This window comes from Pseudomonas shiyinii, assembly GCF_056725765.1.
The window spans coordinates 2,338,141-2,352,338 of the sequence record NZ_CM161522.1 but is presented as its reverse complement, the minus strand read 5'-3'; the positions used below and the strand labels follow the sequence as shown (position 1 = coordinate 2,352,338).

Genomic DNA, 14,198 nt, shown 5'->3' with positions numbered 1-14,198 from the left:
GAGTCCTGCGTGCATACATTGAGCGATTGGCAGCAGCGTGCTGCACAGCAACGCTTCATCGACACCGCCCTGATCGACGGCCGCCCGCTGGCGGCCCGCTCGGGCGCGACCTTCGAGGCGATCAACCCGGCGACCAACCAGTTGCTGGCCCAGGTCGCAGCGTGCGGCGAGACGGAGGTCGACCTGGCCGTGCGTTCGGCGCGCCGTGCCTTCGAGCAGGGCCCTTGGGCACGCATGGCGCCCAGCGCACGCAAGCGCGTGCTGCTGCGCCTGGCCGAGTTGATGCTGGCCCACCGTGAGGAGCTGGCCCTGCTCGACTCGCTGAACATGGGCAAGCCGGTAATGGATGCCTATGCCATCGATGTGCCCGGGGCCGCGCAGGTGTTCGCCTGGTATGGCGAAGCCCTGGACAAGCTCTACGACCAGGTCGCGCCCACTGCCGGCAATGCCCTGGCCACCGTCACCCGCGAGGCTCTGGGTGTGGTCGGTGCGGTGGTGCCGTGGAACTTCCCGCTGGACATGGCCGCGTGGAAGGTCGCCCCGGCCCTGGCCGCCGGCAACAGCGTGGTGCTCAAGCCTGCCGAGCAGTCGCCGTTCTCGGCCCTGCGCCTGGCTGAACTGGCCTTGGAAGCCGGCTTGCCGGAAGGCGTGCTGAACGTGGTGCCGGGCCTTGGCGAACAGGCCGGCCGGGCCCTGGGCCTGCACCCGGACGTGGACTGCCTGGTGTTCACCGGCTCCACCCAGGTGGGCAAGTACTTCATGCAGTACTCGGCGCAGTCCAACCTCAAGCAGGTATGGCTGGAGTGCGGCGGCAAGAGCCCGAACCTGGTGTTCGACGACTGCCAGGACCTGGACCTGGCTGCCGAGAAGGCCGCCTTCGGCATCTTCTTCAACCAGGGCGAGGTGTGCTCGGCCAATTCGCGCCTCTACGTGCAACGTACGATCCACGATGAGTTCGTCGAGCGCCTGCTGCTCAAGGCCCGCGACTGGCTCCCCGGCGACCCGCTGGACCCAGCCAGCCGCGCCGGCGCCATCGTCGATGTCAGCCAGAGCGCGCGCATCAGCGCTGCCATCGAACAGGCCCGGGCCGACGGGGCGCGCCTGCTGTGTGGCGGCCAGCGCCTGACCATCAACGGCTCGGACAATTTCATCGCCCCCACCGTGTTCACCGACGTGCGTGCCGACATGGCCCTGGCCCGTGAGGAAATCTTCGGCCCGGTGCTGGCGGTGAGCGCCTTCGATGACGAAGAACACGCCCTGCGCCTGGCCAACGACAGCGTCTACGGCCTGGCTGCCTCGGTGTGGAGCGATGACCTCAACCGCGCCCACCGTGTGGCCCGGCGCCTGAAGGCTGGCACCGTGTCGGTCAACACGGTCGATGCCCTGGACGTGGTGGTGCCCTTCGGCGGTGGCCGCCAGTCCGGCTTTGGCCGCGACCTCTCGCTGCATTCGTTCGACAAGTACACCCAACTGAAGACCACCTGGTTCCAGCTGCGCTGATCCCCACCCACGGAGAACAACCATGAACGCACCGTTCCAGCCCCAACGCGAAACCCGCGACTACCAGAGCGCCGATGCCGCGCACCACATCCATGCCTTCCTCGACCAGAAGGCGCTCAACGCCGAAGGCCCAAGGGTGATCGTGCGCGGTGAGGGCCTGCACCTGTGGGACAACGATGGCAAGCGCTACCTCGACGGTATGTCGGGCCTGTGGTGCACCCAGCTGGGGTACGGCCGCAGGGACCTGACCGCCGCCGCCGCCACCCAGATGGATCAGCTGGCGTACTACAACATGTTCTTCCACACCACCCACCCGGCGGTGATCGAGCTGTCCGAGCTGTTGTTCAGCCTGTTGCCGGGGCACTACAGCCATGCGATCTACACCAACTCCGGTTCCGAAGCCAACGAGGTACTGATCCGCACCGTGCGTCGCTACTGGCAGGTGATGGGCAAGCCGGGCAAGAAGATCATGATCGGCCGCTGGAACGGCTATCACGGCTCGACCCTGGCGGCCACGGCCTTGGGCGGCATGAAGTTCATGCACGAGATGGGCGGATTGATCCCGGATGTCGCCCATATCGACGAGCCCTACTGGTACGCCGCGGGCGGCGACCTGACGCCCGAGGCGTTCGGCCGACGCTGCGCCCTGCAGCTGGAAGAGAAGATCCTCGAGCTGGGGGCCGAGAACGTCGCCGGTTTCATCGCCGAGCCGTTCCAGGGCGCGGGCGGCATGATCTTCCCGCCAGAGAGCTACTGGCCAGAGATCCAGCGCATCTGCCGCCAGTACGACGTGCTGCTGTGCGCCGACGAAGTGATCGGCGGCTTTGGCCGTACCGGCGAATGGTTCGCCCATCAGCACTTCGGTTTCGAGCCGGACACCTTGTCCATCGCCAAGGGCCTGACCTCCGGCTATGTGCCCATGGGTGGCCTGGTGCTTTCCAAGCGCATCGCCGAGGCGCTGGTGGAGCGGGGCGGGGTGTTCGCCCACGGCCTGACCTATTCCGGCCACCCGGTGGCCGCGGCGGTGGCGATCGCCAACCTCAAGGCCTTGCGTGACGAAGGCATTGTGCGCCAGGTCAAGGACGACACCGGCCCCTACCTGCAGCGCTGCCTGCGCGAGGTGTTCGGCGAGCACCCGCTGATCGGTGAGATCCAGGGAGCCGGCCTGGTGGCGGCGCTGCAGTTCGCCGAAGACAAGGCCACGCGCAAGCGCTACGCCAACGAGAACGACCTGGCCTGGCAATGCCGGACCTATGGGTTCGAGGAAGGGGTGATCATTCGTTCGACCCTGGGCCGGATGATCATGGCGCCGGCGCTGGTGGCCAGCCGGGGAGATATCGACGAGTTGGTGGCCAAGACCAAGGTGGCCGTGGATCGCACGGCGCGAGGGTTGGGCTTGCTGTAGGTTTTGCGAAAAGGGGCCGCTTTGCGGCCCTTTCGCGGCACAAGGCCGCTCCTACAGGTTTTGCGCAACGCAGCAGCCCCTTGACGATGGATCAGAAGGTGTAGCTCACACCCGCCTGCACCGTGCGCGGCGCGCCGGGGTAGACGTAGTTGTTGAAGGCACCTTCGTCGTATTCCTTGTTGAACAGGTTCTTCAGGTCCAGGTTCAGGCGCACATGCTCGTTGACCTGGTAGAACGCCAACAGGTCGACCACGGTGTACTGCTGCATGGTATAGGTGCTCGCTGCGGTCTGCCCGGCGCGGTCGTCGATGTACTTCACGCCCATGCCCAGGCCAAGGCCCTTGGCCAGCCCGTCCTGGAACTCGTAGGTGTTGAGCAGGCTGAAGCTGTTGCGCGGAATGTTGGCCAGGCGGGTGCCGGTCGGCAGGCTGGTGTCCTTGGTCACTTCGGCGTCGACGTAGGCGTAGCCACCGATCATCCGCCATTCGGGGGTGATGTTGCCGGCCACGGTGATGTCCAGGCCGCGGCTGCGCACTTCGCCGGCGGCCACCTTGTAGGTGCCGGTGGGGTCCTGCGGGTCGTTGGCCAGGACGTTTTCCTTGACGATGTGGTAGACGGCTGCATCGACGCTCAGCTGGCGATCCAGCGCTTCCCATTTCACGCCCAGCTCGTAGGATTTGCCTTTCTCCGGGTCGAAGCCCTGGCCTTGGCGGCTGGCACCGCTGTTGGGCTTGAACGAACGGGCAGTATTGGCATACACGGCAACGGTGTCGGTCAGGTCGTAGATCAGGCCCAGGCGCGGGGTGACGGCGTTGTCGGCGGCGGTCCAGTCAGCGGCGCCTGGCAGGTAGTTGTCATACCGGTGCTCGAAGCGTTCGAAGCGCAGGCCCCCAAGGACCTTCAGCCGTTCTGTAAGGGCAACCTGGTCCTGGATGAACGCGGCCCAGGTCTTGAGGTTTTCCTTGTCGTGGGTGGTGGTGCGCACCAGGGCCGGCCGTGGCTGGCCCAGGACCGGGTCGAACAGGTCGATGGGGTAGGCCGCGCTGCCTTTGGCCGAGCGATGGATGATGGACTGGTAGTCGTAATCCTCGTATTCGATGCCGGTCAGCAGGGTATGGGCATAACCTGCGGTGTCAAAGTGCCCGGTCAGGTTGAGCTGGTAGTCCCGGTCGGTCCATTCCAGTTTGCGGTAGTTGAAGTTGCGCCCGAGGGTATGGCCATCGGCTTGCAGCTCGTTGGCTTCCACCGCATTGCCCTTGAGGGTGCCGTCGAGCCACTGCATGCCGCCGCCCAGGGTCCAGTCGTCGTTGAGTTGGTGCTCGAAACGCAGCTGGGCCATGTCGTTGTCGTTGTGCAGCAGGTTGTCGCTGCCTTTTTCCCAGATATTGGTATCGCGCGAGGCGGTGCCACGTTGGGTCGGGTAGCGGGTCAGGCCACGGTCCAGGGGGTGGTTGTTGCGCATGAAATCGCCTTCGAAGACGATGCGCGTGGTGTCATTGACCTGCCAGCTGAGCACCGGCGCGACGTTGTAGCGCTCAGTCTCCACGTTATCGCGGAAGGTTTCGCCGCCTTCGCCGAGCAGGTTCAGACGGTAGGCCAGGCGGCCGTCTTCGCTGAGCGGGCCGGTGGCGTCGAGGGTGGCGCGGTGCATGCCCTGGTCATCGAACTGGCTGCCCAAGGTGACCTTGGGCTCGGCCAGGGGCTGCTTGCTGACTGCGTTGAAGGTCCCGCCGGGGTCGCCGCGGCCATACAGGCTGGTGGCCGGGCCGCGCAGCACTTCCAGGCGTTCGACGGTGTTGGCGTCGGGCGCGTTCGGATAGCCACGGTTGATGGGGAAGCCGTTGCGGTAGAACTCGCCGGTGGTGAAGCCGCGCACGGTGAAGGTGGTCAGGCCCTGGCCGCCGAAGTTGTTGGCGCGGCCTACACCGCCGGCGTAGTCCAGGCCGTCCTGCAGGCGGGTGGCAGCGGTATCCTCGAGGACGTCCTTGGGCACCACGCTGACCGACTGCGGCGTTTCGTGCAGGGCCGTGTCGGTGCGCGTGGCGCTGGCCGAGCGGGTGGCCCTGTAGCCGATCACAGGGCCGTCGGCACGCTCCAGATCGCTGGCGGCGTCGATATTGACGGCTTGCAGTTCCAGGGGCGCTGCGGGATCAGCCAGGGCAACGGGGGCAACGGCATTGATGAGACAGAATGAAACGAACGCACGACGCATTGCAGTACGATCCTACGAGGGGCGGGAAGGCGCGGATCATAACTGATAGAGATTATCGTTTACAGTGGTATTTGGTGTACCAGAGTACCAATTGATGAACGTCGGAAATGGGGCCGCTTTGCGGCCCGATCGCGGGGCAAGCCCGCTCCTACAGGTTTTGTGCGAATCGACTGTGGGAGCGGGTTGCGCACTCAGTGCGGCGCGCGGGGGATGGTCTTGAGCAGGTCTTCCGGGCTGATGTGGCCGACCACCTGGGCCACGGCGCTGCCTGGGGTGGGCAGGTCGAGGATGTGATCCTTGATCTTGCCGACCACGTGCATTTCGCACGGCTTGCAGTCGAACTTCAGGGTCAGCACTTCATCGCCATGCACCAGCTGCATCGGTGCCACCTTGGTGCGTACGCCGGTGACGCCCTTGGCCTGCTTGGGGCACAGGTTGAAGGAGAAGCGCAGGCAGTGCTTGGTGATCATCACCGGCACTTCGCCGTGTTCCTCGTGGGCTTCGAAGGCGGCGTCGATCAGCTGCACCCCGTGGCGGTGATAGAAGTCGCGGGCTTTCTGGTTGTAGACGTTGGCCAGGAACGACAGGTGCGCTTCGGGGTAGACCGGTGGCGGGTTGCTCTCGGCCTTGCGCCCGCCACGCGGGTGCGCCTTGACCCGCGCTTCGGTCAGCGCCTCGATGGCCTCGCGGCGCAGGGCCTTGAGCTGCGAGTTGGGGATGAAGTACGCCTGCGGCGCGTCCAGCTCGATGGCATCGGCGTGGTACTGGGTGGTGCCCAGCTGGCCGAGCAGGTCGTGCAGCTGGTCCAGGGCCTGCTGCGGCTTGTTGGCGGCGCCGAACGGGCCGTCGAGGGCCACCTGCACGCTGACGCCTTCCTCGCTGGTGACGGTCAGGGCCAGGCGCTGCTCGCGCAGCACGGCATGCCAGTGCACGCCTACGCGGCGCTCGGCGGAGGTGCGCTGCAGGGCCTGCTGCCAGTTGTGGTCCAGGTTGCGCGACAGCGGGTGGTTGGGGCGCAGCTTGTACAACCCTTCGGGCATTTCGTTGGGCTCGACGCGGTAGCGGTAGCGCGTCTGGCCGTCTTCCTCGAACTCGCCCTTGGGCTCGGCGATGTTGGCACGGAAACCCACCACTTCGCGTTTGACCAGTACGTTGAGGCCGTCGCCGTTGGTCAGCGGCACGTCGGTGACCACCAGCAGGTCGCGCTTGCCGACCTTCTCCACCACGCCCACCGGCAGGCCGGTGAAGGTCGGGGAGTCGAAGGCGCCGATGTCGATCTTGCGGTCGCTGACGAAGTAATCGGTGCTGCCGCGGTGGAAGGTCTTGTCCGGGTCGGGCACGAAGAAGTGCTCGGTGCGCCCGCTGGAGGCCCGCGCCAGGTCCGGGCGGCCTTCGAGGATGGCGTCCAGTTCCTTGCGGTAGTGGGCGGTGATGTTCTTCACATAGCCCATGTCCTTGTAGCGGCCCTCGATCTTGAACGAGCGCACGCCGGCGTCCACCAGGTCGCTGAGGTTGGCGGTCTGGTTGTTGTCCTTCATCGACAGCAGGTGCTTTTCGAACGCCACCACGCGACCCTGATCGTCCTTCAGGGTGTAGGGCAGGCGGCAGGCCTGAGAACAGTCGCCACGGTTGGCGCTGCGGCCGGTCTGGGCGTGGGAGATGTTGCACTGGCCGGAGAAGGCCACGCACAGGGCGCCATGGATGAAGAATTCGATCGCGGCATCAGTCTCGGCGGCGATGGCGCGGATCTGCTGCAGGTTCAGTTCGCGGGCCAGCACCAGCTGGGAGAAGCCGGCCTGGTCGAGGAACTTGGCCCGGGCCAGGGTGCGGATGTCGGTCTGGGTACTGGCGTGCAGCTCGATCGGTGGGATGTCCAGCTCCATCACCCCCAGGTCCTGGACGATCAAGGCATCGACGCCGGCGTCGTACAGCTGGTGGATCAGCTGGCGGGCGGGTTCGAGCTCGTTGTCGTGGAGGATGGTATTGAGGGTGGTGAAGACCCGCGCGTGGTAGCGGTGGGCGAATTCCACCAGCCCGGCGATGTCGCTGACTTCGTTGCAGGCATTGTGGCGTGCGCCGAAGCTGGGGCCGCCGATGTAGATGGCGTCGGCGCCATGCAGGATCGCTTCGCGGGCAATGGCCACGTCACGGGCGGGGCTGAGCAGTTCCAGGTGATTCTTTGGGAGGGACATATCGTTATGGTCGGGCTGTCACGGGCAAGGCGCGCATTGTACCGGTGAAATGGCCCGGGGGCATCCATTGGCTGCCCAAAGGGGGCTGCAGGCTCCCACAGGGGGATGACTCAGCTCTGGGGGAGCAGGCTTGCCCCGCGATTGGGCTGCGAAGCAGCCGCAACCACGGGGCGGCGTAGGATCAGGCCTTGGCAGCCATCGCGGTCACTTCCACACGCATGCCGTCGAAGGCCAGCGACGCCACGCCCACTGCGGCACGCACCGGCCACGGCTTGCTGAAGAAGCGCTGGTAGACCTCGTTGAACGCCGGGCGGTCGGCCATGTCGGTCAGGTAGATGGTCAGGTGCACGACGCGGTCCATCGAGCTGCCGGCGCGCTCCAGGGCGTCCTTGAGCGCCTGCAGGGTGCATTCGCTCTGCTCGACGATGTCGCCCAGCGCCAGGCTGCCGTCGGCGCGGGTCGGGATCTGGGTGGTGACCAGCAGGCCATTGAACTCGGCCACGTCGGAGGAGATGGATTCCGAGTCGCTGTCGGGGGTGAAGATGATATCTGCCATGGTGGTTTCGCCTTGCAACGGAAGGAAACCCGCAAGCCTACGCGAGCGGCTTGGCCGGGTCGAGCCATGGCCCTGGTCGCGTGCATTTGAAAAGCGCGGCGTGGGCGTTCAGAATCGCCGCCCGATCCGGCCGAGGGCGCCGGGCAAGGGTTGCAAGAAGGGGCAAGGGTTGAACGAACAGACATTGTCGATGCGCCTGGAGCGGGTGGCGGCGCATGTGCCGGCCGGCGCGCGCCTGGCCGATATCGGCTCGGACCACGGCTACCTGCCGGTGGCGCTGATGCTGCGCGGCTGCATCGAGGCGGCCGTGGCCGGCGAGGCCGCGCCGACGCCGTATCGCTCGGCCCAGCGTAAGGTGCGCAAGAACGGCCTGGAGGCGCGCATCGCCGTGCGCCTGGCCGATGGCCTGGACGCCATCGAGCCGCAGGACGGCATCACCACCATCAGCCTGTGCGGCATGGGCGGCGAGAAGATCCGCGAGATCCTCGAGCGTGGCAAGCACCGCCTGAGCGGCAAGGAACGCCTGGTGCTGCAGCCCAACGTGCGCGAGGGCACCCTGCGTGAGTGGCTGATGGAAAACGACTACCGCATCCTGTGCGAGGAGTTGCTGGAGGAAAACGCGTTCACCTACGAGATCATCGTCGCCGAACGCTGCCAGGCGGTGGCCTATTCGCCCCAGCAGCTGTACTTCGGCCCCTTGCTGATGGAGGAACGCAGCCCGGCTTTCCTGGCCAAGTGGCACTTGAACCTCAAGCGCAAGCGTCGGGTCATGGCGCACTTCGTGCGGGCCCGCCAGGGTGTACCGGAGCAGAAGGTGCAGGAGGTGGCGACACAGGTGCAATGGATCGAACAGCTGTTGGCCTGACCTGGCGCTACAGCTGCGAGCAGTTGCCCATTTCCTGGTATTTCACTTTGTGGACCTGGCCGTCGTGGTCGACATACACCATGTGCGCGGTGCCCACTGCACAGTCGGCCGCATTGCTGGCGGGGGTGATGGAAATCACCTTGGCCACGTCCAGGGGCATGCCGTATTCGTACGTCTGGCTGGTGGTACTGACCGGTTGCGGGGTAGCTGAGTCGGCGAAGGCGGTGAACGAGGCGAGGGAGGTGAACAGGGCAAGAAACGCGATCGAGCCTTTCATGGCGGTCTCCTTTGATCGGTGATGATCCATGATGTAGTGCTGAGGGATCAGCGATAAATGGGCTGTTTCGTGATAGATTCCTGCCTTTGATGCACGAATGCCATCACCGGAGCGCGTTGATATGGACATGCTGCACGCCATGCGAACCTTCGCCCGGGTAGTGGAGTGCGGCAGTTTCGCTGCCGCGGCCAATGCCCTGGACATTTCCGCCGCGCAGGTGTCGCGGATTGTCGCGGAACTGGAGAACCAACTGCAGACCCGCCTGCTGCACCGCACCACCCGCAGGTTGCGCATGAGCGAGGCGGGCGAGCGTTTCCTGGAGCGTTCGCGGCAGATCCTGCTGCTCACCGACGAAGCCATGGACGAAGCCCGCGGCGCCCACCTCACACCCCGCGGCCGCCTGCGCTTTCATTGCACCCATGGCCTGGGCCTTTTGATGATGCCGCTGGTGGCCCGCTACAACGCCGCCTGCCCGGACGTGGTGATGGAGATGACCCTGTCCCAGCGCAACCCGGATGCGGTCGCCGACGGCCAGGACGTGGTGATCACCATCGGCCAGGGCCTGCCGGACTCACAGCTGATCGCCATCCCCCTGGGCAGCATCTACAGCATTCTCTGCGCCTCTCCCGAGTACCTGGCCCGCCACGGCGTGCCCCGGCGCCCGGAAGATCTGCACGCGCATGTGTGCCTGCGTACGGTCGACCCGTTGTTCGAGGAGGATTGGTCGTTCGAAGGGCCGGACAGCTGCGTGATCGTGCCCCAGGACACCTTCCTCACCAATGTCGCCGACGCCATGCTCAAGGCCACCGAACTGGGCATGGGAATCGGCCTGTTGCCGTACTACTCGGCGACCCAGGCGATCGAGGAAGGGCGCCTGTGCCGGTTGTTGGCGCCCCATCGGTTGCGCCAACGGGAGATCTACGCGATCTACCCGTCGCGCCATTTCCTCGATGCCAAGGTGCGCACCTGGCTGGACTTTCTCAAGGAGCAGCTGCCGGTGTTGTTCCAGGCCCATGAACGCGTGGCGGATGACCCGCGCTATTGGCGCTGACTGCACGGGACATGGCACCGGCTGCGCCGGTGTTCGCGGGACAAGCCCGCTCCTACAGGTTGTGCCGGCGCTCAGCGGCTGTCCTGGTCCTCGGCGGTCCCGCCGGAGCTGCCCGCACCGGTGCCGGTCGCTTCGCCGGTATTGTTCGAGCCGCCGGTAGTGCCGTCGGCGGCATCGGAGTTGGTGCCGGTGTCGCTGCTGTCGTTGTCCTGGGTGCCGCCGGGGTTGTTGGTGCTGCTGCCTTCGCCGGCCGTGCTGCCGCGAGGGTGCTCGCCCGAAGTGTGGTCGTCGTGGGGAGGGCTGCCGGCGCCGTTCATCTCGGTGGCGGCAATGGCGGCGGCGCTGGAAAGGCCCAGGCACAGGGCCAGGAGCAGGGGCTGTAGGCGAACCATGGCGAATCTCCTGTCGGGATGATTGTCCTAGGTTCGTCTGCCCAAGGCCGGGCAGGGTGCCCGGCAGGCGACCAGTGGTAGGGGCTGCGCTGCAGCCCCGGGCGGTCAGTTGGCCTCGGCCCGGTGTGCCGGGTGTTCGCCATTGACCGCGTCGGCCATGGTCGGGTGTTCCTGGGCGGCGTGCATCAGCTCCTCGGTGACCCGCAGCTCCGCACCGGTCGGCGAGAAGGTGGCCGCGGGGGCGAACGGTGCCGGGTGCTCCGGTGCCGGGCGCTTGCCGCGGCGCCACAGGAAGAAGCCGACCATAGCCAGGTTGATCACCGCGAAGGCCCAGAACAGCCCGGCCTCGCCATAGGCGCTCATCACCGGCGAAATGGCCAGCGGGGCCATGGACGAGCCCAGCGAGTTGATCAGCAGCAGGCCCTGGATCATCGGCACCAGAGCATCGGACGGGGCGCGGTCGGCGGCGCTGCTGACCGCCACCGGGTACAGCGCGAACACACCGCCACCGAGCAGGAACAGCATGGCTGGCAACAGCGCCGAATCGGACGGCAGCAGCACGATCAGCACCGACAGCACGGTGCACATCGCCGCCAGGGCGATCAGCACCAGTTGACGGTCCTTGCGGTCGGACCAGCGTCCGACCGGGTACTGCAACAGCATCGCGCCGAGGATCACCCAGGCCATCATTTCGCCGACTTCCCCCACGTCCATGCCGATGCGCTGCAGGTACAGCGGCAGCAGGGCATAGATGCCGGCGATGGCCACGCCCGAGCCGAAGCAGCCGACCAGGCCGGTGGGCGCGATGCCGAGCAGCTGGCGCGGCTTGAGCGGTTCGACCTGGTCGAGCAGCGGCGACACCCGTGGCAGTACCACGATCGGCACCACCGACAGGGTGGCCAGCATGCCTGCGACCATGAACGGCGCGGTGGCGCCCCAGCCGGTGATTTCGCCGAGGGTGGCCTGGGCCAGCACGCCGGCACCGTAGAAGGCGATCATGTACAACGCCAGCAGGCGGCCGCGGATCTTCGGGTCGCCGGCCAGCAGCAGCCAGCTTTCGATCACCAGGAACACGCCCACCGCGGCCCAGCCGTTGATCAGGCGCAGGGCGAACCACCAGGTGGTGTCGTAGAACAGCCCTTGCAGCAGGATGGTCGCTGCGATCAGCGAGGCGAAGCTGGTGTAGGCGCGGATATGGCCGATGCGCAGGATCAGCCGGTCGTTGAAGATCGCGCCGAGGGTCAGGCCGATGAAATAGGCCGACGAGACGATACCGATCATGGTCGCCGATTCGCCGGCATCGCCCAGGCGCAAGGTGGTGAGGGAAGACAGGAAGCCGTTGCCCAGGGCAATGATGAACAGCCCAAGCAGGGGTGCCAGCGCCATGGCCAGCAAACGCGCAGACATAGTTACCTCTAGTTGAGAAAAGCCACGAGTGTGCCTTTTCGACGGCGCAAGGGCTGCGCGGACGTGCCTGGCAAGGGATGCGACCCAGGCGCCGCTTACCGCCTCGGCGGGCAGTTGGGGCTTGGGATTGGGCAACGGGGCGAAAAGGAGGCGCGATTCTAAGGCCTTGGCGCGTTTTACCCAAGGGGCTGCCCCCTGCGACCGGAGGCCGCAGGCCGAAGTATGAACTCTGCGGACCCTGGGGCTGCTACGCATTCCTTTCGCGGCACAAGGCCGCTCAGTAAACCGCGATCTCCTGTAGGAGCGGGCTTGTCCCGCGATCAAGGGCGAAGCCCTTGCCAGGCGACGGTGATATCGAGGCGGGCCTGATCGCGGGACAAGCCCGCTCCCACAAGGGCAGCACCAGCCACGTGTTCTGTGCTCGACAGCGCAGCCCAAAGGGCGAGGTTATCTCCCACAGGCTCGGCGCTACCCGCATAATACGCGGGCTTTTTTCATTCCCGGATTCAGGAACCCCTCCATGCTGGCTTCGCTGTTCGCCGTCCTGGCCCCCGTGTTCATCGTCGCCGGCATCGGCTATGCCTGGGCCCGTCGTGGCCAGGACTACCCCACCGAATTCATCGCCCGCATCGTCATGGTGGTCGGCACGCCGTCCCTGGTCCTCTCCACCCTGAGCCGCACCCAGCTGGACCCTGCCGCCTTCACCAGCATGGCCCTGGCCTGTGTGCTGTGCCTGTTGGGCATGGCCCTGGCCGGCTTCATCGTCAGCCGTGCCAGCGGCCAGCATTGGCGGGTGCTGATGCCGGCCTTCATGTTCCCCAACACCGGCAACATGGGGCTGCCGATCAGCCTGTATGCCTTCGGCGAGCATGGCCTGGCCCTGGCCGTGGCGTTCTTCCTGACCTTGTCGATCTTCCAGTTCACCCTGGGCATCGCCATGTCCGGCGCCAGTGCGTCGTTCAAGGCGCTGTTGCGCAACCCTATCGTGATCAGCCTGGCCGGGGCTTTGCCCATCATCTTCCTGGACCTTGAGTTGCCACGCTGGCTGGCCAATACCGCCGACCTGCTGGGCGGCATGACCATCCCGCTGATGCTGCTGACCCTCGGCGTCTCCCTAGCCAGCATCCGCCTGCACCACGTAGGCAGTGGCCTGCTGCTGGGCGGCCTGCGCATCGTGCTGGGCGCAGCGGTGGGCTGGGGGGTGGGCACGGTGCTGGGCTTGGAGCCGCTGGAGCGGGCGGTGCTGGTGGTGCAGTCGTCGATGCCGGTGGCGGTGTTCAACTACCTGCTCGCGGTGCGTGCCAACCGCCAACCGGAGCAGGTGGCGAACCTGGTGATGTGCTCGACGGTATTGTCGTTCGCCTGGTTGCCGGCTGTGCTGGCCTGGTGGCTGTAGGCCAACGGGGCGGCAAACGGCCAGCGCTCATCCATACTCCATTGACCTGTCGCGCCACTGCGACGGGCAGGTGCCTCCGGCGCGCCGGGGCAAGGTGGGTTGTGATGGGGAGCGAGCGATGGCCAAGGCTGTGAAGAAACGCAAGGACGAGGTGTCGGAGAAGCTGGGCCGCAAGGCCTATGAGGAGCAGCTCAAGCGCCTGCACGTGGAGCTGGTGAAGCTCCAGCAGTGGGTGGTGGAGAAGGGGCTCAAGGTGTGCATCGTCTTCGAGGGGCGCGACGGAGCCGGCAAGGGCGGCACGATCAAGGCCCTCACCGAGCGGGTCAGCCCACGGGTGTTCCGTGTGGTGGCACTGCCGGCACCCACCGAGCGGGAAAAGAGCCAGATCTACGCCCAGCGCTACCTGACACACCTGCCGGCGGCAGGCGAGGTGGTGATCTTCGACCGCAGCTGGTACAACCGTGCCGGCGTCGAGCGGGTGATGGGCTTTTGCAGCGAAGCGCAGGCGCGCAAGTTCCTCACTGTGGTGCCGCTGCTCGAGCGGATGATGGTCGACTCGGGGATCATCCTGATCAAATACTGGCTCGAGGTCAGTGCCGAGGAGCAGACCCGGCGGCTGCAGGACCGCATCAACGATGGCCGCAAGCTGTGGAAGCTGTCCCCCATGGACATCAAGTCCTATACCCGCTGGGACGACTATACCCGCGCCCGCGACGAGATGTTCGCCGCCTCCGACTCCTCCTGGGCACCGTGGTACATGGCGCGTTCGGAAGACAAGCGCAAGGCGCGGCTGAACATCATCAGCCACCTGCTGCAGCAGATCCCGTACAAGGATATCAGCCAGCAGAGCAAGGTGGCCCTGCCCAAGCGCGGCAAGATCGGCAAGTACAAGGCTGCATCCTATCCCTTCAAGATGGTTGCCGAGCGGTTCTGAGCCGAGGCGCC

12 protein-coding genes are annotated in these 14,198 nt (G+C 66.1%); 6 read left to right on the top strand and 6 right to left on the bottom strand.

Annotation, left to right across the window (positions count from 1 at the left end; all coding sequences use genetic code 11):
- Window positions 1-9 precede the first annotated feature (9 nt).
- Together ACXHGZ_RS10635 and ACXHGZ_RS10630 are read left to right on the top strand one after the other, a co-directional pair.
- Window positions 10-1,500, top strand: coding sequence for an aldehyde dehydrogenase (locus ACXHGZ_RS10635; RefSeq protein WP_480463759.1), 1,491 nt, complete (start codon window positions 10-12; stop codon window positions 1,498-1,500).
- Window positions 1,501-1,522: 22 nt separating this feature from the next.
- Entirely contained in the window at window positions 1,523-2,905 is a 1,383-nt protein-coding gene (locus ACXHGZ_RS10630; protein WP_084857804.1) for an aspartate aminotransferase family protein, read from the top strand.
- A gap of 91 nt (window positions 2,906-2,996) precedes the next feature.
- Here the strand turns inward: ACXHGZ_RS10630 and ACXHGZ_RS10625 are convergent, their stop codons facing one another.
- The 3 genes from ACXHGZ_RS10625 to ACXHGZ_RS10615 form a co-directional block, all read right to left on the bottom strand.
- Window positions 2,997-5,117, bottom strand: a complete 2,121-nt coding sequence (locus ACXHGZ_RS10625) for a TonB-dependent siderophore receptor (protein ID WP_480463757.1) — start codon at window positions 5,115-5,117, stop codon at window positions 2,997-2,999.
- Between the two features lie 191 nt (window positions 5,118-5,308).
- Window positions 5,309-7,309, bottom strand: a complete 2,001-nt coding sequence (locus ACXHGZ_RS10620) for a peptidase U32 family protein (protein WP_480463756.1) — start codon at window positions 7,307-7,309, stop codon at window positions 5,309-5,311.
- Between the two features lie 181 nt (window positions 7,310-7,490).
- Window positions 7,491-7,865 carry a RidA family protein gene (locus tag ACXHGZ_RS10615; protein ID WP_480463754.1) on the bottom strand — a complete coding sequence of 125 codons (375 nt, stop codon included), beginning with the start codon at window positions 7,863-7,865 and terminating at the stop codon, window positions 7,491-7,493.
- 169 nt (window positions 7,866-8,034) lie between these two features.
- Here ACXHGZ_RS10615 and ACXHGZ_RS10610 point away from each other — a divergent pair, with 169 nt between their 5' ends.
- The gene (locus ACXHGZ_RS10610; protein WP_224455801.1) at window positions 8,035-8,730 is read left to right on the top strand and encodes a tRNA (adenine(22)-N(1))-methyltransferase; all 696 of its coding nucleotides are present in this window, start codon (window positions 8,035-8,037) and stop codon (window positions 8,728-8,730) included.
- 7 nt (window positions 8,731-8,737) lie between these two features.
- On the opposite strand, the gene ACXHGZ_RS10605 is transcribed toward ACXHGZ_RS10610, so the two are convergent.
- The gene (locus ACXHGZ_RS10605) at window positions 8,738-9,007 is read right to left on the bottom strand and encodes a DUF2790 domain-containing protein (protein WP_480463753.1); all 270 of its coding nucleotides are present in this window, start codon (window positions 9,005-9,007) and stop codon (window positions 8,738-8,740) included.
- Window positions 9,008-9,128: 121 nt separating this feature from the next.
- Between ACXHGZ_RS10605 and ACXHGZ_RS10600 the strand changes: the two genes are divergently transcribed.
- On the top strand, window positions 9,129-10,058 hold the full coding sequence (locus tag ACXHGZ_RS10600) for a LysR family transcriptional regulator (RefSeq protein ID WP_084857810.1): 930 nt from the start codon (window positions 9,129-9,131) through the stop codon (window positions 10,056-10,058).
- A 71-nt stretch (window positions 10,059-10,129) separates the two neighbouring features.
- Here the strand turns inward: ACXHGZ_RS10600 and ACXHGZ_RS10595 are convergent, their stop codons facing one another.
- Both ACXHGZ_RS10595 and ACXHGZ_RS10590 read right to left on the bottom strand, forming a co-directional pair.
- Window positions 10,130-10,450 (bottom strand): hypothetical protein, encoded by a 321-nt coding sequence (locus tag ACXHGZ_RS10595; RefSeq protein ID WP_480463752.1) that lies wholly within the window; start codon window positions 10,448-10,450, stop codon window positions 10,130-10,132.
- 105 nt (window positions 10,451-10,555) lie between these two features.
- Window positions 10,556-11,857, bottom strand: a complete 1,302-nt coding sequence (locus ACXHGZ_RS10590) for an MFS transporter (protein ID WP_480463750.1) — start codon at window positions 11,855-11,857, stop codon at window positions 10,556-10,558.
- Between the two features lie 520 nt (window positions 11,858-12,377).
- Between ACXHGZ_RS10590 and ACXHGZ_RS10585 the strand changes: the two genes are divergently transcribed.
- Together ACXHGZ_RS10585 and ppk2 are read left to right on the top strand one after the other, a co-directional pair.
- Window positions 12,378-13,253, top strand: a complete 876-nt coding sequence (locus ACXHGZ_RS10585; RefSeq protein ID WP_324816766.1) for an AEC family transporter — start codon at window positions 12,378-12,380, stop codon at window positions 13,251-13,253.
- A 118-nt stretch (window positions 13,254-13,371) separates the two neighbouring features.
- Complete coding sequence (gene ppk2, locus ACXHGZ_RS10580) at window positions 13,372-14,187, top strand: polyphosphate kinase 2 (RefSeq protein WP_480463749.1); 816 nt, start codon at window positions 13,372-13,374, stop codon at window positions 14,185-14,187.
- Window positions 14,188-14,198 lie beyond the last annotated feature (11 nt).